21 protein-coding genes and 2 pseudogenes are annotated in these 22042 nt (G+C 66.2%); 11 read left to right on the plus strand and 12 right to left on the minus strand.

The genetic code is table 11. The features are described 5' to 3' along the window. Positions 1–232: hypothetical protein (locus ON27_RS33105; RefSeq protein ID WP_043736523.1), on the plus strand; the 232-nt coding region annotated here is incomplete at its 5' end. Between the two features lie 477 nt (positions 233–709). On the opposite strand, the pseudogene ON27_RS45985 reads toward ON27_RS33105, so the two are convergent. Then, positions 710–1859 (minus strand): annotated as a pseudogene (locus tag ON27_RS45985) (NAD(P)-dependent oxidoreductase). Between the two features lie 659 nt (positions 1860–2518). Here ON27_RS45985 and lpqS point away from each other — a divergent pair. The 3 genes from lpqS to ON27_RS33125 all read left to right on the plus strand — a co-directional run bounded on the left by lpqS (position 2519) and on the right by ON27_RS33125 (position 5590). Next, positions 2519–2911, plus strand: coding sequence for a putative copper homeostasis (lipo)protein LpqS (lpqS, locus tag ON27_RS33115; protein WP_157227577.1), 393 nt, complete (start codon positions 2519–2521; stop codon positions 2909–2911). 106 nt (positions 2912–3017) lie between these two features. Then, positions 3018–4145, plus strand: a complete 1128-nt coding sequence (locus tag ON27_RS33120; RefSeq protein ID WP_043736561.1) for a PLP-dependent cysteine synthase family protein — start codon at positions 3018–3020, stop codon at positions 4143–4145. A gap of 47 nt (positions 4146–4192) precedes the next feature. Then, positions 4193–5590, plus strand: coding sequence for an MFS transporter (locus tag ON27_RS33125; RefSeq protein ID WP_083887987.1), 1398 nt, complete (start codon positions 4193–4195; stop codon positions 5588–5590). Between the two features lie 682 nt (positions 5591–6272). Here the strand turns inward: ON27_RS33125 and ON27_RS33130 are convergent. Continuing rightward, positions 6273–6857 carry a TetR/AcrR family transcriptional regulator gene (locus tag ON27_RS33130; RefSeq protein ID WP_043736528.1) on the minus strand — a complete coding sequence of 195 codons (585 nt, stop codon included), beginning with the start codon at positions 6855–6857 and terminating at the stop codon, positions 6273–6275. A gap of 65 nt (positions 6858–6922) precedes the next feature. Here ON27_RS33130 and ON27_RS33135 point away from each other — a divergent pair, with 65 nt between their 5' ends. Next, a complete protein-coding gene (locus tag ON27_RS33135) occupies positions 6923–8350 on the plus strand; it encodes a hypothetical protein (RefSeq protein WP_245560462.1) in 1428 nt (475 codons plus the stop codon). Positions 8351–8386: 36 nt separating this feature from the next. On the opposite strand, the gene ON27_RS33140 is transcribed toward ON27_RS33135, so the two are convergent. Beyond that, on the minus strand, positions 8387–9349 hold the full coding sequence (locus ON27_RS33140) for a M56 family metallopeptidase (protein ID WP_043736531.1): 963 nt from the start codon (positions 9347–9349) through the stop codon (positions 8387–8389). A gap of 461 nt (positions 9350–9810) precedes the next feature. Further along, positions 9811–10035, minus strand: a pseudogene (locus ON27_RS46135) (transposase); the annotation flags it as partial. A 738-nt stretch (positions 10036–10773) separates the two neighbouring features. Between ON27_RS46135 and ON27_RS33145 the strand changes: the two are divergent. Continuing rightward, complete coding sequence (locus ON27_RS33145) at positions 10774–11148, plus strand: BlaI/MecI/CopY family transcriptional regulator (protein WP_043736534.1); 375 nt, start codon at positions 10774–10776, stop codon at positions 11146–11148. Positions 11149–11224: 76 nt separating this feature from the next. Here the strand turns inward: ON27_RS33145 and ON27_RS33150 are convergent, their stop codons facing one another. After that, positions 11225–11599: a DUF2752 domain-containing protein gene (locus ON27_RS33150; protein ID WP_157227579.1), complete on the minus strand. Its 375-nt coding sequence runs from the start codon at positions 11597–11599 to the stop codon at positions 11225–11227. A 603-nt stretch (positions 11600–12202) separates the two neighbouring features. Between ON27_RS33150 and ON27_RS33155 the strand changes: the two genes are divergently transcribed. Next, on the plus strand, positions 12203–12430 hold the full coding sequence (locus ON27_RS33155) for a hypothetical protein (protein WP_043736538.1): 228 nt from the start codon (positions 12203–12205) through the stop codon (positions 12428–12430). 339 nt (positions 12431–12769) lie between these two features. Here the strand turns inward: ON27_RS33155 and ON27_RS33160 are convergent, their stop codons facing one another. From ON27_RS33160 to ON27_RS33170, 6 genes are all read right to left on the minus strand, one after another. Then, complete coding sequence (locus ON27_RS33160; RefSeq protein ID WP_043736540.1) at positions 12770–13177, minus strand: four-helix bundle copper-binding protein; 408 nt, start codon at positions 13175–13177, stop codon at positions 12770–12772. 558 nt (positions 13178–13735) lie between these two features. Then, positions 13736–14122, minus strand: a complete 387-nt coding sequence (locus ON27_RS41925; protein ID WP_083887985.1) for a Rieske (2Fe-2S) protein — start codon at positions 14120–14122, stop codon at positions 13736–13738. A gap of 150 nt (positions 14123–14272) precedes the next feature. Next, the gene (locus ON27_RS43470; protein WP_157227583.1) at positions 14273–14437 is read right to left on the minus strand and encodes a hypothetical protein; all 165 of its coding nucleotides are present in this window, start codon (positions 14435–14437) and stop codon (positions 14273–14275) included. Positions 14438–14524: 87 nt separating this feature from the next. Beyond that, positions 14525–16786 (minus strand): heavy metal translocating P-type ATPase, encoded by a 2262-nt coding sequence (locus ON27_RS33165; protein WP_043736543.1) that lies wholly within the window; start codon positions 16784–16786, stop codon positions 14525–14527. Positions 16787–16841: 55 nt separating this feature from the next. Next, positions 16842–17012: a hypothetical protein gene (locus ON27_RS43475; protein WP_157227585.1), complete on the minus strand. Its 171-nt coding sequence runs from the start codon at positions 17010–17012 to the stop codon at positions 16842–16844. Positions 17013–17053: 41 nt separating this feature from the next. Beyond that, on the minus strand, positions 17054–17260 hold the full coding sequence (locus ON27_RS33170) for a heavy-metal-associated domain-containing protein (RefSeq protein WP_043736546.1): 207 nt from the start codon (positions 17258–17260) through the stop codon (positions 17054–17056). A 548-nt stretch (positions 17261–17808) separates the two neighbouring features. Between ON27_RS33170 and ON27_RS33175 the strand changes: the two genes are divergently transcribed. Further along, positions 17809–18792, plus strand: a complete 984-nt coding sequence (locus ON27_RS33175) for a M56 family metallopeptidase (protein ID WP_051047257.1) — start codon at positions 17809–17811, stop codon at positions 18790–18792. A gap of 377 nt (positions 18793–19169) precedes the next feature. On the opposite strand, the gene ON27_RS33180 is transcribed toward ON27_RS33175, so the two are convergent. After that, positions 19170–19550, minus strand: a complete 381-nt coding sequence (locus ON27_RS33180; RefSeq protein WP_043736549.1) for a cupredoxin domain-containing protein — start codon at positions 19548–19550, stop codon at positions 19170–19172. A 269-nt stretch (positions 19551–19819) separates the two neighbouring features. Between ON27_RS33180 and ON27_RS42525 the strand changes: the two genes are divergently transcribed. The 3 genes from ON27_RS42525 to ON27_RS33200 form a co-directional block, all read left to right on the plus strand. Beyond that, on the plus strand, positions 19820–20269 hold the full coding sequence (locus ON27_RS42525; RefSeq protein WP_245560474.1) for a DUF6153 family protein: 450 nt from the start codon (positions 19820–19822) through the stop codon (positions 20267–20269). 91 nt (positions 20270–20360) lie between these two features. Further along, the gene (locus tag ON27_RS33195) at positions 20361–20975 is read left to right on the plus strand and encodes a DUF305 domain-containing protein (RefSeq protein ID WP_043736558.1); all 615 of its coding nucleotides are present in this window, start codon (positions 20361–20363) and stop codon (positions 20973–20975) included. A 235-nt stretch (positions 20976–21210) separates the two neighbouring features. Then, the coding region (locus tag ON27_RS33200; RefSeq protein ID WP_043736571.1) for a multicopper oxidase domain-containing protein at positions 21211–22042 on the plus strand (832 nt) is incomplete at its 3' end.

Consider the following 22042-nt stretch of genomic DNA (forward strand, 5'->3'; position numbering starts at 1 on the left):
GCGCCAGAACCTGGCCTGGGCCATCGGCTACAACACCATCGCCCTGCCCATCGCCGCCGGCGTCTTCGAACCCGCCTTCGGCCTGATGCTGCGCCCGGAGATCGCCGCCCTGTCCATGTCCGGATCAAGCCTCATCGTCGCCGTCAACGCCCTCGCCCTCAAACGACTCCGGCTCCCCACACCGAAACCCGCGCACACCGGAACCTCCGAGGCGACACCGCTGATCGCGTAGGACACGCCAGCCGGGCTCGGGACTCAACCAAGAACAGGCTGTGGCCCGGCCATCACCTAGGAGAGACGTCGGGTGTCGGAGTTGGTCCAACCCCAGGTCTCGGGTATCACACGAGCGGACGGTCACACCACAGCGGCATCGGTGCCGGGATGCCCTGCTGGTGCAACTAGATCATGATCGTGTGCAGAACCCCATTCGAAATCCATCGCTGCTCTCTCCTTCAACCCGTCCCCGCGCCCCGGGAATTGCCACGAGGCGGCGCTCGACGTCGCGCCGACCGGTGCCGGGGCGGTGTGCTTCAAGCAAGTCGAGGGCGCAGGCGCGCGTCAACGCCACCCTGTCCGACAAAGGATTCGGGCCGAGCCTACTGTGCACCATCATCGGATCACCAAGCGCCCGACAGGTTTGCTTGCGCTACCCGCACGGGCTCGAACAGGGGCAGGCGCCCTTCGCCGATCGACCCAGGATTCGCAGCCGTCAGCGCGCGATCTCCGGTGTCGCTGCGCCACCGTGCGGCTGCGGCACCCAGACGAGGTTGCGCGGGGCACCACGGGCGAATGCCTCGATGTTCTGCAGTGTGGTTTCGATGATCCGGTGCAGCGCCTCCTCGGTGTTATAGGCGTTGTGCGGCGTGACGAGCACGTTGGGGAAGCGCAGCAGAACATGGTCGGCTATCAGCGCGGTCAGGTCATGTTCTCCGGTTTTCGGGCCGCGGAAGATCACGGCTTCTTCGCGCATGACCGGCTCCTCGGGAAGCACGTCCAAGCCGGCGGCTTTCAGCTTGCCATCGGCGAGTGCCCTGATCAGCGCGGGTACGTCGATGATTCTTCCCCGCGCGGTATTGATGAGCACCGCACCGGGCTTCCTCAACCCGAACTCGCGGTCGGAGATCAGATGCGTTGTCTCGGCAGTGGCGGGAACGTGCACGGTGACGACGTCGGCCGCGGCGAGCGTCTCGTCCAAGTCGGCGTAGCGGAATCCGAGTTGCCGCCGCTTGGGCACGGTAGCGGTCGCAGGCGATGACACTCATCCCGAAGCCGTGAGCGATGCCGATAACGCGCCGACCGATCCGCCCGGTGCCGATCACGCCGAGGGTCTTTCCGTTCAGCTCGAATCCGCGCAGACCGGACTGGGAAGAGACACCGCGTTCGCTCGGTTGCCTCGACGATATGTCGGGCCAGGCCGAGCAGCAGCGCGAAAACTGAGCGGGCACCGCAGCCGCCGCGTGCTCCTGATCGTGGGCCACCCGCATGACAAGGCCAGCTCGACCGGGCACACCTCGACATGGCGTTCCACTATTGGCCGGCCACGACGGCGGGAACAGCAGGGCGCAAGTTGATCTGTGAACCCTGGGCGGGAAGCCGATTCCATCTGGTGCCAGTGCTTCCTCGGCGGAATCAGCCTGGAGCGGTCCGAGGGTCCGCGCGCCCCGCTGCGACGGCGCGGTCGTGGCGGCTGAGGCCACAGTAGGGCACGGCAGCCTGCATTCCCCGCTAGCGAGGCCCTGTGTAGGTCCGCGGGAGCTGATGGGTGTCACCGGCCCTGACATCGGCGCCTTGCCCGTGTCCGACGCTTCTTTCGTGACCGTGGCTGCGACCGCCGCCGCTCGGCCCGTGTCCATCACCATTGTTGTGGCTTCCGCTGTGCGATGTGGCCAGCAGCGGGCTCGCAAGTGATGGCGCCGCGGTGGCGGGTGCTGCCATCAGTGCCGCGGCGCCGAGCGTGGCGGAAGCGGCAATGCCTGCCGCGGCGAATCGGCGGAGTCCACGCGTGTGCTTCATGAGACTGGAGTCCCTTCCATTGATGTTTGCTGAATGTGAGCTGTCGGGGTGGGTGCGGGAAAGCGGGCGCAATCGCTCCCACAACAGGTAACGGCCGGGTTACGAGTGTGCTCCCGTTCCCGGAATCTGGCCGTCTCCGCCGGGTAGGGAGATTCGGTCACGTAGTTGACAACTAAATACGTACAGAGATAGTAGATTGTTTGTATGGGATGTCAACGGCCTGTCGTCGCGATCATCGTTCGATGGTGAAAGTTGTTGGCTTTCAGCACTGTCTGCGAAGGGAGGCCGCGTCTGTGTACAGGGTTGATGATCGCGGCGGCAGGCTGGCCACGGGTACTGTCCACAGCGGGCGGACTGCGGCGGTGGACGGGGAGTCGGAGGTGCCGCTGGTGCAACGATCCTGCCGATACATTCGGGCGACCTGCGCATACTGTATTCGTTACGAAATTGTTGCTATAGTCGGTCCACTGTGAGGCTCTTCGGTCAGTTGCGGCGTGGTGGCTCCGTGCTGGTCCTGCTGATTGCAGTGCTGCTCGGAGCGCCGATGATCGACTGCGCGTTGCTCGGAGACGATGCACACCGACATCCGCCCGTCGCCACAACCGTGGAGCAGTTCCTCCATTCGGTGTCCGATGTTCACGCTCACGGGGCCGTCGATGTCATCGATGATGACTGCGGCCCGCATATTGCCCACTGCATCGTGAAGTCGGTGCCCCCGGGGGGTGCGCAGAACATGCTTCCGCTGCAGCTGCTGGCCGTGGCCTTGCTTGTGGCAGCGATCGTGGTCGCGTTCATCCTTCCGCCCGCGGGCCGTGGGGTGCGGGGCCCGCCTGCTTCGGCCCCGCCCTGTATCGATGGGCGGGGCATTCTGATGCGGTTCTGTATCGCCCGACGCTGATCGGTCAGCACCAGGCCGACGTTGTTCGTGTCGTCGGCCGGTGTCCGCTACCCACTCATCGTCGTAACCGTCCATCGCGGCGGTTCGGATACAGGAAGCGACAATGATGAACAAGGTCGTGCTCAACAAGCCCGCAGAGACGCCTGCGAGTCTGGCTGCCGTGCCTGAAGCCGCCCGCCAGCCGCGGGTTTTGGTCGGCAATACCCCCGTGCTGTGGGTCGGTGCCCCACTGGCGCCCGTCGGACGCGGGTTCTGGGCGAAGCTCGAGGGATTCAATCCCGGGGGTATGAAGGATCGCCCTGCGCTGCACATGGTGCGCCGTGCCGAGGAGCGCGGTGATCTGGGACCGGGGGCGCGGATCATCGAATCCAGCAGCGGCACCCTCGGGTTGGGTTTGGCGCTGGCCGGGATGGTCTACCGGCATCCGGTCACGGTGGTGACTGATCCGGGTCTGGAGCCGATCGTCTCGCAGATGCTCGCGGCATACGGGGCGCGGGTTGATCTCGTTGACGAACCGCATCCCAGTGGTGGCTGGCAGCAGGCGCGCCGTGATCGAGTCGCCGAGCTGCTCGATGGTGAGCCCGATGCGTGGTGCCCGGATCAATACAGCAATCCGGACAATGCCGACGGTTACGAGTCGTTGGCGCTCGAGCTGATCGAACAGCTCGGCGCAGTGAACGTGCTGGTGTGCGCGGTGGGCACCGGTGGGCACTCGGCGGGTGTGGCGCGGGTGCTGCGCCGGTTCAACCCGGATTTGAAGTTGATCGGCGTGGACACGGTGGCCTCGACGATTTTCGGCCAACCGGCGGGGCCCCGGCTGATGCGCGGCCTGGGATCGAGCATCTACCCGTCGAATGTCGACTACGGCGCGTTCGACGAGGTGCATTGGGTCGCGCCGGCGGAGGCGGTGTGGGCGTGCCGCACGCTGGCCGCGACGCATCACGCTTCCGGCGGCTGGAGTGTCGGTGCGGTCGCGCTGGTCGCGGGCTGGGCGGCCCGTGCCTACGACGCCGACACCCGGATCGCGGCGGTGTTCCCCGATGGGCCGCATCGCTACTTCGACACCATCTACAGCGACAAGTACTGCGCCGAGCACGGCCTGCTGGATCTGGAACCGCCGGTCGAGCCGGATACTGTCGCGCATCCGGCTGAGCGGGTGGTGCGTTCCTGGACTCGCTGCACCACAGTCGTCGATCCGCGCGGTTGGACGGGGGTCGGGGAGCCGGCCTCGTGACGGTGTTCAGGAAGTTCCGTAGCTTCGATCTCGCTGCCAGGTTGTTGATGGTCAACCAATTCGGCATCAACCTCGGTTTCTACATGCTGATGCCCTATTTGGCCGGGTACCTGGCGGGCCCGCTCGGGTTGGCAGCGTGGGCGGTGGGTCTGGTGCTGGGCGTGCGGAACTTCTCTCAGCAGGGCATGTTCCTCATCGGTGGCACACTCGCCGACCGGCTCGGCTACAAGCCGCTGATCGTCGCGGGCTGCCTGCTGCGCACCGGCGGCTTCGCGCTGCTGGTGTTCGCCACCTCCCTGCCCGGTTTGCTGATCGCCTCGGCGGCAACAGGTTTCGCCGGTGCACTGTTCAACCCGGCCGTGCGCGCCTACCTCGCGGCCGATACCGGGGAACGCCGGGTAGAAGCGTTCGCGGTGTTCAACATCTTCTATCAAGCCGGCATCCTGACCGGACCTCTGGTCGGCCTGGCGCTGATGGCCCTCGACTTCCGGGTGACCGCGGGCGCCGCGGCAGTGGTATTTGCGGCACTGACGGTGGCGCAACTGTTCGCGCTCCCCGCGCGGCGGGGCGAGGAGCCGACCGGAAAGACCTCGGTGCTCGAAGACTGGCGAGCAGTGGCAGGCAACCGGCGGTTCCTGGCGTTCTCGGTCGCGATGATCGGCTCGTATGTGCTGTCGTTCCAGGTGTATCTCGCGCTGCCATTGCAGGCCGAATTCGTCGTCGCGGCAGCACGCTCGCAGGCATTGGTGTCGGCGCTGTTCGTGGTGTCCGGTGTCGTGGCGGTCGCCGGGCAGTTGCGCATCACGGGATGGTTCAAGGCGCGATGGGGCACTGGTCGCAGCTTGGTCATCGGCATGGGAATCCTTGCCGCGTCGTTCCTGCCGCTGGTGGTGATCCCGGACCCGAACCGATTCGGTACCGGTGCCGCGATCGCGGCGCTGCTGGTAACGGCTGCGTTGCTGGCCGTGGGCACGGCGGCGGTGTTCCCGTTCGAGATGGACACTGTCGTCTCGTTGGCCGACGGCAAGCTGGTGGCCACCCACTACGGGTTCTACAACACCGTAGTCGGTGTCGGCATTCTCGGGGGCAACCTCGCCACCGGTGCTGTCGTCGGCGCAGCTCGCGCCGCCGGCGCGGATTGGGCGGTGTGGGTCGGGCTCACAGTGATCGGCGCCGTCGCGGCCTTCGCCCTGCACCGCCTCGACCGGTCCGAGCCTGCTCGCCAGGTGGCGACCAGTTCTGTTCGTCCGACACGCCGCAACGGCACCGGACGTCACCGATTGCCTGAGCACATGGCGAAGGCGGGACGGATGCCGATCAGCCGAAATCCTGACCAGCCAGGGCGCCACCGAATGCCCGACAACGCGGCACCTTCAGTGCGGGTCTCGGAGTACACCGGACGTCATCGAAAGCCGACGCCGCCCGCTCCGGCGGCCCGGCGGTGACAGATCATGAACGGCTTGATCCGACGGACCGCTGTCACGGCTGCCGCCACCGCCAACGCCGTGGTCGTGGCGACCGGTATCGCCTTCGCACACCTCACTGTCCAAGCAGCGGGTGCGAAATAGGGCGCCTCCACTGTGCTCACCCTCGAGGGTGTCCACCGAATCCGACAACGCCAGCTCCACCAAGCTCACCGTCCAACTGCCCGGCTCGAAGTCGGCCCGCGCCGAACCGCTACCCGGGTGGACCTCGGTCGTGGAAAGGACGCATCGAAGATGGCGACGTCGGTGACGTGGACCGCCAATCCAGCGGTTCGTGCCCTCGGCCGGCCTGCTGCCGAAACAAGGCACGGTTTCCTTCGGAAGCCGAGCAAACCCACAGCGACGGAAAGGTTGTCCACTGGCATCAGCCCATGCCTGCCGACGGCCAAGAGCCGGAGTATTCGTTGCCGGTTCTCACTCTTGCGGGCCGGTGAACCTCGCACGGTGCTGAGCCATCTGCCGCCGCGGTGGTGGATGACAAGCCGGACGCTGTCGCTCGTTGGCTCGGCGGAATCGGTCTTCTACTGCGCGTCCTCGGCGCCGCCGCGGGGCTGGCAGCGCTTGTCGGGAAACGGCGGCCGTGATCGCTGCGGGTGATGGGCGGATCGCCCGTCACCCGGGTTGCGCCGAAGCTTTGCGCGGCTCAGCTTCCGGTGAACAGGCCGCGCAGGACCAGATCCAGTACTGATTCGCGGGCCCGGTCCGGATCCCAGTGATGGCTGGCGCGCAGGTGGATGTATCCCCACCCCACGGTATTGAACAGTACGGTGGCGGTGACCGTCGGCGGTACCTCACGCAGGCTGCCGTCGGCAGCACCATCCCGGAGCAGTCGCTCGAACGGTTCGGCGAACACGTCGACCGCGAGCGCTTCCGGGCCGGGCTGGTGAAACACCTCGCCATGCGCGAGGAACATGCCCGAAAGCAGCGGCAGGTGCTTGTCCGCGGTGGCGCAGACGGCCTCCAGCGCAATCCGGAGCCGTTCGGCGGCGGTCCCGGCCGCGGTGAGGGCGGGCCATATCTCATCGCGGAAGGTGTCGGCCGCTCTTTTGGTGAGTGCCGCGACGAGATGCTCGCGGGTTACACCCCGCCGATAGATGGTCGCCCGCGACATTCCGGCCTCGGCGGCGACTCGATCGAGGGTGAGCTCGGTGAGACCCCACCGGGCTACCGCGGCTTCGGTGGCGTCGACCAGTTCGGGACCAATAGTTACCTCTTGACCGTGTGACACAGTCACATCATACTTGAGACATGAATGTCTCATTCTTGAGAGATAATCGTCTCAAGCTGGGGCGGGTGTCGGGTGCCGTGATTGCCGTTGCGGGCATGGTGTCGCTGCTGGCGACCTACTGGGACGATGCGTGGCATACCGATCTCGGTCGTGATGACGCGACGATCCCCCCGCACCTGTTGCTCTACGGTTCGGTGGCCGTGGCAGGCGTGGTGGTCGTCGGCTGGGGTGTGCGACTCCTCATCCAGACGCGCTCGCTGCCTGCGGTGCTGGGGCAGTCGCCGCTGGTCGTAGCAGCGGCTGGCGGCGCGGCGACGTTGGCGGCCGCGCCGCTCGACGCGATATGGCACGCCTCCTTCGGGCGTGACGCGGTGCTGTGGAGCCCGCCGCACATGCTGGTCGTGTTGGCTTCGGCGGCAATGGTTCTCGGTGCCGTCGCCGGGGTTCGGCAGACTCGATCGGGTGTGGTGGAAGCGCTGCTCGCCGGTTTGCTGCTGGGCGGCTTGGCCATGACAGTCCTGGAGTACGAAACCGATGTCCCGCAGTTCTCCGAGGCCTTCTACCTTCCGGTTCTGCTCAGCGCCGGATTGCCGGCGGCCGCCGTGGCACGCCGCGTCGTGCCGTTGCGTATGCCGGTCACGGCGATGGTCGTCGTTTATGTCGCGTTGCGGCTGGTGACCACAGCGGTGCTGGCGCTGCTGGGGCGCAGCACGCCGGAGCTACCGCTGGCCGTGCTCGGATTGTGTGTGCTGGATCTGCCGTGGCGCAATCGACTGCTGCGGTACTCGGCCGGCGCTGCGGCAGTCGCGGCCCTCGCTTGGCTGGCCGCCGCCATAGGGCTGGTCGACCGCTCGGCGTCCGCGGTAGCGGCGGTCGCCGTCCCCGCGATCGCGGTGTTCGTTCTGGCCGGCCTCGTGAGCGCGCGGCGGGGTGCCCTGCTCGTCCCCGCTGTGTTTGCCGTCGTGCTGAGTGGTGTCTTGCTGGTCGGTTCCGCGCCAACCGCGTCCGCGCACGATCCGGGGCAGGGTGAGCCCGTAATCGGAGCGCGGCTCACCGGCGCGTCCGACGGCAAGGGCGAGCTGTCGCTCGCCGTCGAAACCACGAGTTCGTGCGAGCGCACCAGCCCGGTCCGCTTGGTTGCTCGCCGCGCAGGCAGCACCCTGACCGCGCCACTACGTGCGGCCGGCGACTGCCGGTACACGGGTACCGTCCAAGTCAGCGGATCCGGCCGGTGGTTCGTATACGCGGAATTGCGTGACGGCGAGCACAACGTCGAGGCGTGGCTTCCGTTGCCCGCCGATCAAGCCATAGTCAGCACCGAAACCCGGGACCTGTACCGACCGGCGGCAGCCACCGCTGCGACCAGGCCTGTCCAGATCGCCGCTGGAACAGCGATCTACGCCTTCGCGCTCATCCTGCTGGGCTGGGCCACCGTGATGGTCGTTCGTCGGCGGCGACCGGGCGGCGTGAGCACGACCACCTCGGGGGTGTAAGCATGCGGAGTCCTTCCCCCGGGTGACACAACGGGGTCAAGCGGTTATCGGCGCGCAGATCGCGATACCGATGGCGGCCAGCAGCACTGTGATGAGGGGACCGAGGGTCACCAATGTGGTCGCGGCAATCAGCAGCCGACGGGCTCGGGTTCGCAGTGCAGTCTCGCAGGGCGCGGTCAACCGTTCGACCCGGGTGGCGAGCCCGACCGCGGTAGCGCTGAGCGACCCGGTGGGGCTGTCGGCGACACCCGAGAGAGCGAGCAACGCCTGGAGTACGGTGCGGTGTCCGTGTTCGCGTGCCGCGACATCGTCGGCGCGCATTTCCACCAGTCGCGCGACCTCGGCAGCGCCGAGGGTGAACAATTCGATTCGGGAAAAGGTTGCGGCGAGACCACGAGTCAACGCCAGCAGCAGATGGTGGCGTCCCGCCAAGTGGGCTCGCTCATGTGCCAGCACCGCGGCCAGGTGCCGATCATCGAGGGCGGAGAGCGCCCCGCGGGTGATGACAACAGTATGCGGCTTGCCCGCGACACAGTATGCGGCGGGCTCGGATAGATCGAGCACGACGGCGTCCAAGCCGGAATCGTGGCGGCCCGCTACGCGCGCCATCCGCGCGTGCTCATGGGTGGAGCTTCGAGCCCGCACCAAGGACCGGATCACTCGCAACAGAAGAACAGCGGCCGCAAGCGTGACGAACGCAGCCAGAGCGATCAGTCCGCCCTGCACCACACCGCCATAGCTGCCGGTCGCGGCGTCGTGCAGTTGCGAATAGCAACTGCTCCACACGGGTCTGCTCGGCTCAGCCCAATCCCGGACGACATCGACGGCCAGGATGATGACCGCCGCCGCCCAGGATCCTGCTACCGAGCAAATGGCGCTCACCCACGCGACCAGACCGAACCCCGGAGCGATGCCGCCGCGCGTGAGCTGCGCGAGGAGCCGCGGCGCCAAGGTCGTGACCGCGAAGCCGTACAGGAACAGACAGACCGCAAGGCTCATCGGACTGCCTGCTGTTCCGCTGCGGGTCCGCCGGAGCTGCCCCGGGTCGAGATGGCGAGTGCGCGAATACGCGGCACGCGGTGCTCCTGTCCATGGGCGTCGCGGTGATGCGCGAACCATGATCGTTTACGGAGGCGCAACATACTACCTATCTGCGTATGACGCGATGTGTAATGGTGCTCGATAAGCGGACAACGCCGCGCGCGGCTTTGCTGAAGCCGAGCCTACGCCTGGCCGAGGTCTGTTCCTACGTTTGGTGCCGGGACGTGGACCATGCTAGATCCGGTCGAATTGTGTGCCGCGAAAGGGGGGTAGCACCACAGGCTGCGGGGCCGGGCCCCGCGATTTCACCTGCCCCGCGGTGCACGCCCCTGTGGTAGGCCGCGACCAGTTACGAAACGGGGCGCGCGCCGGGAAATATGCCGTCCACGCGACCGCGCCTTAGCAGGCGGCGGACCCGCCGCACCGATATCGGTCAGCACCGTCTTGATGTGGAGCCACCTGCGGTGTTTCCCGAACCGCGGCCAGCGGGATCGCCCTTCCCATAGAACAGATGCTCGGTCGGTTCCGCATCCAGGGCCCGGTTGAGCACTCACCGGGTCAACTGCGTCAGCAGCCGTCCAGGCCCGCAGCTGCGCGGAATCGGCATCGGCTCGATCCAGCAGTTGCTCGGCCAGAGCGTCCACATTCGGTGTGCGGGTCGTTGGTTTCCTGCGTCAACGTTGTGATCCTTGCGGGCAGCATGGCATTTCGCCCTGCCACCCTGCCAGACAACGAGATCAACTCACAGAAAATCTCGTAAACGCCCCGCCATGACAACAGGAGCCGATGTTGAGACGCTGCTCTTGCTGGAGTTGTCGCTGGTGGGTCAGGTGTGGCGCGCGGACACGGTGGAATGCTGTTTCGAGTTGTGTGGCCCAGGGCCAGGTTTCGGGGATGCGGGTCCAGTCGAGTACGGCGACCGTACAGCGAGCTAGGCGGTGTTGATGGCTTGCGACTGTGGGGTCATTTCGCGAAGCCAGTGTGACACTCCGATGGCATGAGTCGGGGGTGCGCGGATGTCGCCGGTCGTGGTCCAGGATGTTCAACTGCTGTGCCAGTCGTGCACTGGACATATTGGAGTCATACTCTCGTTGCGCGAGGCGCGAGCGAATACAACCAGCCGAGCACAACCGGCGCACCGAATCGCACCGCTGTCAGAAGCTACGGGCGTTGACGCGCCCAAGACGACGAGGCGCGGAGCGATTCGCGCTCGGAACCGACTGGGGCTGCGCCGGGTCAGTTGTGTTCACCATCGCCGGTCAGACCCGAGTCGTCTTCTCTTTACGTACATAGATAGTATTTGAATGCGCGGACTCCCCGGCGTCACCAACAGCGAACGACCAGGACGCGACCGTAGACAGAGTTGGACGAGGAGACATTCGATGGGGCATCGCTTCGGGGATCTGGAAGCGGTTGTAATGGACAGCGTGTGGTCGGCCGACGACACCACCACGGTGCGGGAGGTATACGAGGACCTGCTGCGCGAACGGGAAATCGCCTATACGACCGTGATGACCACCATGGACAATCTGCACCGCAAAGGCTGGCTGGAGCGGGAACGGCACGGCAGGGCCTATACCTATTGGCCTACCCTCACCCGCGAGCAGTACAGCGCCAAGCTCATGCGTGAGGCGCTCGGCGGGGGTGGCCGCTCGGATTTGGTGCTGGCCCATTTCGTCGAACAGATCACCGAGGACGAGTCGACCGCGTTGCGAACGGTATTGCGCAGCCTGCGCACGAGAAAGAAGAAGGCCTGACCCTGCGGGTGTCGATGGCTCACCATCGGATGAAACCCATCTCCCTGGGTGTGGGCCCCTGCCGAAGGCAGGGAGCCTATCCGTTCCAGGAACTGGTGAGCAGGTCGGCATTCGCCTGCTGGTTGATTTCCAAGCCCACCAACATAATGGTCGCGGCAGTGAGCATCACACGGCGCGGCGCACGCACCGCGAGCCAGCGGCCCGTGAGCCAACCGGCCACGGCTCGCAGAGCCACGACAGCAGCGCCCAGCACAACCAGCCATCCCGCCGGGTTGAAGCGCAACGATCTGCCGAACTGACCGTGCAGGAATAGATACACCGAGCGTGTTCCACCACAGGCCGGATCCATGATGCCGATCCGATGCAGGGGACCGTGTAGATCAACCGTGGGGACCCCGGCCACCGCGAGGGCGACCGCGGCCGCCAACAGCACCAGCGCACTCCAAGTCAACCATCCGGCGTGGTCTGCTCGGTCGAGTCGGATGAATATGGTGGGAGCCGGATCCAGCTGCCGAGCTTGCGTCACTCCCCCAACACCGGCCTCCCTGCGTCACGCGCGCCCAGTCGAGCACGTCCCAATATTACGTATCTGAATAGTAGCCAGACCGGCGCTTCGTGGCGACCCGAAACGGCCGTTGCGCCCCGGACTCCCGTGCAACCGTCCCAGCGCCGGCGAGCAGTGCCCCAAGCTGCCGGTTGTCTCGGCTGGCGAGGATGCCGGCGAACCCGGATGCGAATTTCATGCTCGGCTTCAGCGACCGCGGACCCAGCGGCTGGGGTCCACCTCGTCTGTCACGCGACGACATCACCGACGCCTCCGCCCAGCGCTGGCGTATCGACTCGCTCGAACCGGCCGTCATGGAGATCCTCCCCGACCCGCACAGCGCGGCAGGGCGTATAGAAGGTGCGCGGCCCGCATCAACGACTTACTATTCTCCTACATAGAACGTAGGCGCCGGTCCGACCTCCAACCGGGCCTGCGAGGAGGAAGTATGCACACCACAGCCCTGACAGTCGTCGGCCTCGCGGGTGTGATCGAGGCGGGGAGGGCGTGATGTCGACCTGGCTTGCCGCCGTCATCCTGGTTGCTGCGATCGGATTCGCCTACCTCGACCGCCTGATCCCCCATTCGCAAAAACCACGGGGCCGCGCCGAACGCGACGGCGGTTCCAATTACCGCTCCACCGAGCCAGACGCATCGCTGCCGTTCCTGAGCGCCGACCACGCGGTCATCGCGACCCCCGAAGTGGTGCCACGCTTCCCGATGCCGTTCGAAACCTGATGTAGGTCGACATCGTGCGTCGGAAACATCGCTCCTGGTGTCCGATCCAAACGAGGACGGACAGTTCGTGTGGCCGAGGGACAAGACATCCAGCGAAGCCCACAGGCCCCCGGAACAAGCCCCACCGTGCCGGTTGCGGCAAAGTCTGTGACATCGCTGTCGTCTGTGACATCGCTGTCGGAATCATCGGCTAACAGTGAACAACGGCTGGCGCTGCGACTAATGAGAGGACCCAGAGGGCCTGGGCCCTCTCGAAGTCCGCGTATCATCGACCGGCTCCAGTCACATGTCGGGACTTGATCGGGCACCGGAGCGGGGAGTCCGCGGCGGTGGGGCCGTTCAGCCGAGAGCCTGAATCAGGTCGTTGCACGCCTGTTCGCAGCGGCGGAGGGCATCGGCGCATACGCGGCAGTGCTCGTAGGTGTCCGCGTGGGCGGCGCATTCGTCGCCGCAGGCCGTGCAGGCGGTCGCGCATGCCTGGAGGATCGCACGGGTGATCTTGGCGTCGTAGCCGGTGTGACGGGACAACACGGACGCGGTGGCGTTGCAGATGTCCGCGCAGTCCATGTTGGTGCGAATGCACTTGGCGAGTTCGCGGACCATGCCCTCGGACAGGCAGGCGTCCGCGCACGCCGTACACGCCTGTGCGCAGGCGATGCATTCCTCGATGCACTTGGTGAGCTTGTTGGGGTCGACGCCGCCGAGGTCGGCCGGATACGTGGCGAGCATGTCCTTGACCGTGGTCATCACGGATCGCCTCCTTTCTCTGGCGGAGGCCGGGCTGGCCGGGATGGCCGCGCCATTTCGACCTCCTGCCCTCGCGGGTAACCACCCGGACGCGGCGCAAACACCCCAGCGGCATCCCCACCGATAGTGGACTCGCCCAGAGGCGAAGCCCCGTACTACACCCGGATGCGCGAAACAACCATCGAACCCGGCCTATTCGGTTCGCTGCAAACCGGCCGCCGAGTCCTGGTCACATCGGTCAGCAGAAGCCCCCATCATTCGGCACACCATGACGTAGAAGATCTCGGAGAACAGCCACGGGAATCACTGTTGGTGGTGGATTGCCGGTGTTGTTGCCTTCGGGGAATCGACCGGTCAGCGACCTGGGTGCGGCGGCGCCGGTCGGCACGATCTGGCTGACGGCTTCATACTTCCCCGATCGGTGACCGCGAGCATCGCGATGTGGTTGCGGTATGCAGCCACAGCTCCGCTGCCCGTGCACCGCGGAGCAATAACGGTCGTCATTGTCGGTGTTGTCGCCGGGCCAGGTAAGGTCACGCCGATCGACTGCCGTTGGTGTCAGCTGATGCGGATGCTGATGCCTTCGACCCGAGTTTCACGTCCGCCCAAGGGTTCTCGGGCGGGTCTACGTTCTGGGGCCCCATCGGTGATGCGAAAGCGGCTGCCGTGGCAGGGGCAGGCGATCAGGCCATCGCGGATGTCGGTGACGCTGCAGCCCTGGTGGGTGCAGATCGCTGAGAAATCATGGAACTCACCGGGATTCGGCTGGGTGTGGGCCGGTGTCCCCGATCTGTGTACGGCGGGCACGCAGATACCGGTCGACTGCGGTGAGCACGAGGTAGGCTGCGACGGCACCGAAGACGACCAGCTGGGACCCGCCGAACGCATGATCGCCAGCCTTGTTCGACTTCCCAGCGCTGAGACCAGGTCCGGGCCTTTGTACATAGTTAGTACTTCGGCCTCCAGGTCGGAGGCGCCGGTCAACTCACGTGAGCTGCCCGCTCGCCCGGCCGACAGTGTGTCGTGCCGGTGCCACGACGGCACGGCATCGCGTACCGTCCCAGTCGGGTTGGCCGGAGGGCGGTAGCGGACGTCCTACTTGGCGGCCAGCGGACTTCGCATCTGACCCGGTTGCTCGCCGGACCTGGGGCGCAGCGCGGTTTGTATCGCGCCGAGGGCGCAGGCGGCGACACAGCGGGCGACGGATCGAGTTGCCGGATGCCGGGCCATCCGCAGCGCGGATTCCGTGATCGTCGACATGGTTGTCCTCCACAATGCGTCGGGCGGGACGGCGCAGTTCGGCCGTCCCGCCCGATTTTCCCGTTGCTTCGGTCGAGTTTTCGGTTCTTATCCGTTGCTGGATCGGAAGCGGCGCAGCCGCAGGCTGTTGCTGACGACGAAGACCGACGAGAACGCCATCGCCGCGCCGGCCAGCAGTGGGTTCAGCAATCCCGCCATGGCCAGCGGCAGGGCGGCCACGTTGTAGGCGAAGGCCCAGAACAGGTTGCCCTTGATGGTGCCGAGCGTCTTGCGGGACAAGCGGATCGCGTCCGGCGCCGCCCGCAGGTCACCACGGACCAGGGTCAGGTCGCTGGCCTCGATCGCGACATCGGTGCCGGTACCCATGGCCAGGCCGAGATCGGCTTGGGCCAAAGCCGCGGCATCGTTGACGCCGTCGCCGACCATCGCCACGACTTTGCCCTGATCCTGCAGCTTCTTGACGACATCGACCTTGTCTTGTGGCAGGACTTCGGAGATCACCTCCTCGATGCCGACCTGCGCGGCGATCGCGGCGGCGGCCGCGGAGTTGTCGCCGGTCAGCATGATCGGTGTCAGCCCGAGCGCCCGCAACTGTGCAATCGCTTCTGCGGAAGTGGGTTTCACCGCGTCGGCGACGACCAGCACGCCGCGCGCTGTGCCGTCCCAGCCGACCGCGACCGCGGTCTTGCCCTCCGTCTCGGCGGTATGCATCACTTGTTCCAGGTCGGCGTCGAGGTGTTGGGCCCACTCCGCCAGCAGTCGGCGGCGGCCGACGATCACGGCGTGGCCATCCACGACACCTTGCACCCCGAGACCTTCGACATTGGCGAACCCTTCGACCGGCTTCAGCTCGCCCACCCGCTCGCGGGCACCCTTGGCGATGGCCTGCGCGATCGGGTGCTCCGAAGAATCCTCCAGCGCCCCGGCCAGTTCCAGAATCCGTGTCTCGTCCTCACCCTCGCCGGCATGCACCTGCAGGAGGGTCATCTTGCCGGTCGTGACGGTGCCGGTCTTGTCCAACACCACGGTGTCCACCCGCCGGGTCGATTCCAGCACCTCCGGGCCCTTGATCAGAATGCCGAGCTGTGCGCCGCGTCCGGTGCCGACCATCAGCGCGGTCGGCGTCGCCAGTCCGAGCGCGCACGGGCAGGCGATGATCAGCACGGCCACCGCGGCGGTGAAGGCGGCCGCTACGGGTCCGCCGGTGCCGAGCCAGAATCCGAGCGTGGCGACCGACAGCGCGATGACGATCGGCACGAAGATCCCGGAAATCCGGTCGGCCAACCGCTGCGCGGCCGCCTTCCCGTTCTGCGCCTCCTCTACCAGTTCCGCCATCTGCGCCAACTGGGTGTCGGACCCGATCCGGCTGGCGCGCACCACGATTCGGCCACCGACGTTCACGGTCGCACCGACCACCGTGTCATCGAGCGCAACCTCCACCGGCACCGATTCCCCGGTCAGCATGGAGGCGTCGATCGCAGAGGAGCCCTCGACCACGACACCATCGGTAGCGACCTTCTCACCAGGCCGCACCACGAACAGATCACCGACGGCGAGCTGCTCGACCGGGATCCGCTGCTCGCGGCCCTCGCGCAACACCGACACCTCTTTGGCCCCCAGTTCCAGCAGCGCGCGCAGCGCCGCACCAGCCCGGCGCTTGGAACGTGCCTCGAAGAACCGGCCGGCAAGGATAGCGGTGGTGACCCCGGCCGCCACCTCCAAATAGATATTTCCTGTGCCGCCGTCACGGACAATCGTCAGCTCGAACGGGTGCTTCATCCCCGGCATTCCGGCAGTGCCCCAGAACAGCGCATACAGCGACCAGCCGAACGCGGCGAGGGTGCCCATCGAGATCAGGGTGTCCATGGTCGCGGTGGCGTGGCGCAGGTTGGTCCACGCCGCGCGGTGGAACGGCAGCGCTCCCCACACCACCACCGGTCCCGCCAAGGCCAGCGACAGCCACTGCCAATTGGTGAACTGCAGGGCGGGAATCATCGCCATCGCGATCACCGGCACCGTCAACACCAGCGCGACCAGCAACCGCTGCCGCAGCGAGGCCGTCGGATCCTCGCCGACCGCAGAAGTTTCCGCCGTCTGCGCCGCCGTGGGCTTCGGAGCGGGCAGCGCGGCGGTGTATCCGGCCTGCTCCACCGTAGCGACGAGGTCTTCCGGTGTGATCTGCCCGGCATATTCCACGCGAGCCTTTTCGGTCGCATAGTTGACCGTCGCGGTGACGCCATCGAGCTTGTTCAATTTCTTCTCGATACGATTGGCGCACGATGCGCAGGTCATGCCGCCGATCGCCAACTCGATCCGCTGCTGGGTGGGCGGTTGCGTCGTGGTGCCCATCGATACTCCAATCTGTGCGGCGATGAATCCGCGGAAAAGGCGCTGATCAAGCGGGTCAGCGGTCCCGGCCGTGCTGAGACGTCGACGCCTCGGCCGGGTGAACCGCATTTGTCACGGGCGTCGCGGTAGCCGGGTCGGGGCCGATCACCGCCCCGGCGGCGAACGCGACCGTGAACATCATGGCGAGACCCAGGCCGAAGGCTGCGAACTTGGTAGGCGCGTTCATGGCGAATACCCCGTATGCGTAGTTGTGGTAGTACGGAATCGTCAGTCGACGAGCTTGTAACCGGCCTCATCGACGGCGGCGGCGATCGCGCCGCGCTCCACGGGGCCCTCGCTATCGATGGTCACCCGGCCACTGGCCAGATCGACGTCCACGCTGGTCACGCCAGTTATCGCGCCGATCTCCTCGCTGACCGAAGAGACGCAATGGCTGCAGGTCATCCCGGACACCGTGACGGTCGTGATGCTCATGGATTCCTCTTCCTTTCTGCGGCGACCACCTCTTGCCACCGCCAAAACCGATAGTACCCCCTAGGGGTATGATGTCAAGGGTTTCGCGCTGCGTCGTCTGGCCGGCTGCCGGGTGTGGACCTGTTTGCCGCCATGCCGATCAGTCGAAATTTCTACGTACCTGGTAAGTAGGCTGTATCGTTCGGATGACCCCTCCATGAGACGCGATCGGTCGGTAACGACGAAGTCGGAATTCGCCCCAAGCAGAAATCCTCCTGAGAGGAACGCAACAGAATGGGAACCGAAGGTCGCGATACGACTCGGTCCCATTGTTGTCGTTGTCATCGCCGATATATCGGCATTCCTCGCCGCACCGGCCCCGGTCAATTCGGATGGAGCCGCGATCGGCTCGCCACAGTGCCCGCGCCACTATTCGAAGGAACCGCCGCCAGGTGAGCATCGCGATATGCCTACTGTTGTACGGATTTACAGTGGCTGTGCTGGCACCACAACTACTTCGGCGATCGATCCGCGTCGGTGCCGCGCCACGGCTCGGAGTAGCCGCGTGGATGAGCGCGATCGTTTCGGTGGGAGCGTCGTGGGCATTCGGCCTCGCAATTCTGCTCGTCGACGTGACCCAAGACCTGCTCCAGCCTGGAGGCTCGAGGGTCGTGGGCAACTGTCTGCTGGAACTGCACGAGGCTGCGGCGGGCCGATACGGCGTCGTCGTGCAGACCGGAATCCTTACCCTCAGCGCGTTGGCCTCCGTCGCGGGGGTCGTGTTGGCGGCCCGGTTGATCAGCGCACTGTTGCGGGCACGCAGAACCACCCATGAACACGCCCGCATGGTCCGAGTCGCGGGCCGCCACAACGCCGAATTGGACGCTGTCGTGCTCGATCTCGACGAGCCGGTGGCGTACTGCGTAGCCGGAAGACCACACGCCGTCGTGGTCACTCGAGGTGTCATTTCCTCGCTCGACGGCCGCCACCTCGAGGCCGTACTGGCCCACGAACGGGCACACCTCGCGGGCCGCCACCACGTGCTGCTCGCGCTGACCCGCGGACTCGCAGCGGTTTTCCCTCGAAGTGAACTATTTCGGGTAGGGGCGATCGAGGTGGCACACCTCATCGAGATGTGCGCCGACGACGCGGCCGCCCGAATCCACGGCCACCACACTGTGCGGCAGGCACTGCTCATGCTCTCCGGTGCCCCCGACCCCGCCGACGCGCTCGGTGCAGCCGGCGTCGGTCTGGCTGCCCGCGTCGAACGCCTCACCATGCCCGCGCGGCCTGAGCAGCGGACCCGCGCCCGGCTGCAGTTGAGTGTGGCGACCGCGATCGTGATCATCGCCCCGCTTGTGGCGGCATTGCTGTCCGTACTCGGCATTGCCATCTGCGGTCCCAGCGACCGCTTCGCCGACGGGTACGAAACAGGTGTTCCGGATGCGGCGTTTTCACACGCACTGCGACGGCTCGGATGCGGCGCCCATTCTTCAGTCGCCGCCCCGGGAACGGACCACCTCGCGATACCGGCGAGAACGTCAACCCACTGACCATGAGCTTGCGGCCGACGCCGTCCGGGCGGGCCGCGGTCGATGCGGGATACCAGCTGAGACCCCGAGCCGCCCGGTGACCAACCTCAGTATCGACCGTGGCCGGGCGAGGATTCCCACCAGGTTGAACGCTGCGCGAAGGCCAGTTCCAATGGACCGATTCGGACCGGCGTGTGCTCATCGGCCCACCACATCCCTGCGGCACCAACGCCGGCCGTGCCGTCGGTGGCAGTGCCAGGCGGCGGGTACAGCGCCGCATGCAGCGAGAATGCAGCGGGCGGTCGAGCGTCGGTGCCCTCTGGCCGAGGCTGATCTCGCCCACTACGATCCCCTGGCGACGACAATTCCGCGGCCAGTTCGGCCCCCGGGCGGTTCCATCACCCGACAATCAGCGTCGCACGCATGTTGGGGTGGTATCGGCAGTAGAGAGGGAATGAGCCCGGCGTCGACGGTGCGGTGAAACTGCCGGTGCCGTTGGGCTCCGCCTCCGCGTCGAAAAGTCCTACCGCATCCGATGTCACGGAATGCTCCACCCGGTCGATGTTGCGGACGGTGATCGTCGCGCCGGGCGACACCGTCGGTGGCATGTCGAATCGGTAGTCGTCGATCGTGATGGTCACAGCACCCGAAGCGCCGGTGGGTGCCGGCTTGCCGTCACCGTTCGACGCCGTGCAGGCGGTGGCAGCGAAGAGCGTGGCCATGGCCAGGCACACGGTCGCGGCGAAGCGGCGGGGTGGGTGCAGCAGTGCGGTGAACATGACACTCTCCTGGTGGTGAGATCCTTTTATACGTTCGACGTTGATCGGCCACCGTCGGTTCACCGTAGTCCGGCCTCACCGTCCAGTACCGGCGGATTCCGGCAGCTGCGGTCGCGGTGGTCCGCTTCTTGGTCGGCCGACTCCGGGGTGCGCTCGCGGTCCGGCACCGCCGTTGGGTCGCGCTGACCGGGTCCAGGGAACATGACGGCCGTTACCAGTGCCAGCCGTACGCGGCCAGATGCAGCCAAAGACGTCTCCAGAAGGTTGCAGTGGGGCAGACCCGCGCAAAGCACTATGATGGCCGAGTGGTCGACCAGCACGCGCCGCCCCGAGTATCCGGGCCCGTCCGGATACTCGGTCTGCTGGTGCTGGTTCTCGGCATTGCCGCCATGCATACGGGTCTGCTCAGCATTCATCCCGGCGTAAACCATGTCGATCGCGAACACACCAACGCGATGGCCGAGACACTGGGCGACCATCAGGAGTCCGCGATGGTCATCACCAACGATGACCATGCCATCGGGCACCGGGCCATGCACGCATGCGTGTTCACCCTCTCGGTGATGGCGCTCGTGATCGGCCTCGTGTTGCTCTACCGCTCCGGCGTCGGCTTCGACGAGGTTCACCTGCCGAAGTCCCGTCACTGGCGTATACATCGTGAACGTCCACCGCCCTGGACGGCGCCCTCCCTGGCCGAATTGTCGATTCTGCGGATCTGACAGGCATCCCGCTTCCGCGGTCCCCGCGACCCGGAGGCACGCCGGTGCCTGCCCGAATCCACTTCTTTCGCAATTCACCAGGAGTTCGATCATGTTCAGCACACGTAACCGAATCAGATCGGCCGTCGCCGTCGGCGCTGCCGTCTTGACGCTGCTTGTCGCCGGCTGCGGCAGCTCGATGGCAGGAATGGATCACGGGGTCACGTCCTCCCGCAACGGGCCGTCCAGCGCATCAGCGGCGCGCACCGATTTCAACGACACCGACGTCACCTTCCTGCAGATGATGTATCCGCATCACGCTCAGGCAGTCGACATGGCCCGGCTCGTCGCGTCCCGGTCGCAGAGCCAGCAGTTGCTCACGCTGGCTTCCACCGTCATCACGGCGCAGGGCCCTGAGATGCAGCGAATCAGCACGCTACTCCAGGATTTCGGAAAACCCGCCCCCACCACCGGCGGACATCAGATGACCGACATGCCCGGCATGATGCCATCCGCCGACATGACCGCACTGGAAGGCCTGTCCGGACCGGACTTCGACCGCACGTGGCTGCGGATGATGATCGACCACCATACCGGCGCGATCACCATGGCCAACACCGAGATCACCGGCGGCGCCAATCCCGACGCCAAAGCACTGGCACACGACATCGTCAGCGCCCAGCAAGCGGAAATCGACCAGATGCGCGCAATACTCGGCGGCCGCTGAACGACCCGACGTCTGTTCGTCAACGCAGGTGCGCCCGGTCCCGCCCAGGTCCGCGTCCCACCCGCACACCAGCAGCGGCCACGGCACGATATCCCCCGTTGCATTCGGCCGACCTGGTGCACCACCCAACTCGATATCACCCAGGCGACACCGTACCCGGGCCGGGATCACCGCTCACCCACAATCCGATCTGCCAGCGCGCGGTACCCGAACCATTACGAAATAGGGAGCATCCATGTCCTCCACGCAATTTCCGCACTCCGCACCGATGACGCGGCGCGGGTTTCTCGCTCTCGGTGCCAGTGCCGCCACGGCCGCTGTCCTCGCCGCATGCTCCAAGGACACGCCGGGCGCACGCACACTCGTCCAACCCGATTCCGACGCGGTCCGCACCGCGGAGAACAATCGCCGAGCGGCTGGAGCCAACGTCCGGGACGTGTCGCTGCGCGCCGAGCCGACCACCGTTGATCTCGGTGGCGTCCAGGTGCAGACCTGGACATTCGGCGGCAAGCTACCCGGGCAGGAGATCCGGCTTTCGCGCGGCGAGGTGTTGCGGGCCGACTTCACCAACGCACTTCCCGCACCGACGACCATTCATTGGCACGGCATCGCCCTGCGCAACGACATGGACGGCATGCCCGATCTCACTCAGCCCGCCGTCCAGCCCGGCGGCACCTTCCGCTATGAGTTCACCGCGCCCGACGCCGGCACGTACTTCTTCCATCCCCACGTCGGAGTTCAGCTCGACCGCGGCCTGTACGCGCCACTGATCATCGAGGATCCCGCAGACGGCAAGGACTACGACGTGGAAGCCGTTGTCGTCCTGGATGACTGGCTCGACGGCGTCAACGGCCGCGACCCCGACAAGGAGCTGCAGCAGCTGCGCGACAAAGGCATGGCGGGGATGGACATGGGCGGCTCCAGCGGTATGAACCACGGTGGCATGGACATGGGCGGCTCCTCGACGATGACGATGCCCGCCGACCCGAACGCACCCCTTGGCTCCGACACCGGTGACGTGACCTACCCGCACTACCTGATCAACGGCCGACTCGGTACCGACCCCG

Origin of the sequence: Nocardia asiatica NBRC 100129, assembly GCF_000308415.1 — a bacterium.
In the GTDB taxonomy this organism is placed as follows: Bacteria; Actinomycetota; Actinomycetes; order Mycobacteriales; family Mycobacteriaceae; genus Nocardia; species Nocardia asiatica.

What these genes read in the sequence shown, in the direction of transcription:
- ON27_RS33120 (WP_043736561.1), top strand. Translation starts at nt 3,018, where the DNA reads ATGAACAAGGTCGTGCTCAACAAGCCCGCAGAGACGCCTGCGAGTCTG.
- ON27_RS33125 (WP_083887987.1), top strand. Translation starts at nt 4,193, where the DNA reads ATGGTCAACCAATTCGGCATCAACCTCGGTTTCTACATGCTGATGCCC.
- ON27_RS33140 (WP_043736531.1), bottom strand. Translation starts at nt 9,349, where the DNA reads ATGAGCCTTGCGGTCTGTCTGTTCCTGTACGGCTTCGCGGTCACGACC.
- ON27_RS33145 (WP_043736534.1), top strand. Translation starts at nt 10,774, where the DNA reads ATGGGGCATCGCTTCGGGGATCTGGAAGCGGTTGTAATGGACAGCGTG.
- ON27_RS33155 (WP_043736538.1), top strand. Translation starts at nt 12,203, where the DNA reads ATGTCGACCTGGCTTGCCGCCGTCATCCTGGTTGCTGCGATCGGATTC.
- ON27_RS33160 (WP_043736540.1), bottom strand. Translation starts at nt 13,177, where the DNA reads ATGACCACGGTCAAGGACATGCTCGCCACGTATCCGGCCGACCTCGGC.
- ON27_RS41925 (WP_083887985.1), bottom strand. Translation starts at nt 14,122, where the DNA reads ATGTACAAAGGCCCGGACCTGGTCTCAGCGCTGGGAAGTCGAACAAGG.
- ON27_RS43470 (WP_157227583.1), bottom strand. Translation starts at nt 14,437, where the DNA reads ATGTCGACGATCACGGAATCCGCGCTGCGGATGGCCCGGCATCCGGCA.
- ON27_RS33165 (WP_043736543.1), bottom strand. Translation starts at nt 16,786, where the DNA reads ATGGGCACCACGACGCAACCGCCCACCCAGCAGCGGATCGAGTTGGCG.
- ON27_RS43475 (WP_157227585.1), bottom strand. Translation starts at nt 17,012, where the DNA reads ATGAACGCGCCTACCAAGTTCGCAGCCTTCGGCCTGGGTCTCGCCATG.
- ON27_RS33170 (WP_043736546.1), bottom strand. Translation starts at nt 17,260, where the DNA reads ATGAGCATCACGACCGTCACGGTGTCCGGGATGACCTGCAGCCATTGC.
- ON27_RS33175 (WP_051047257.1), top strand. Translation starts at nt 17,809, where the DNA reads ATGAGCGCGATCGTTTCGGTGGGAGCGTCGTGGGCATTCGGCCTCGCA.
- ON27_RS33180 (WP_043736549.1), bottom strand. Translation starts at nt 19,550, where the DNA reads ATGTTCACCGCACTGCTGCACCCACCCCGCCGCTTCGCCGCGACCGTG.
- ON27_RS33195 (WP_043736558.1), top strand. Translation starts at nt 20,361, where the DNA reads ATGTTCAGCACACGTAACCGAATCAGATCGGCCGTCGCCGTCGGCGCT.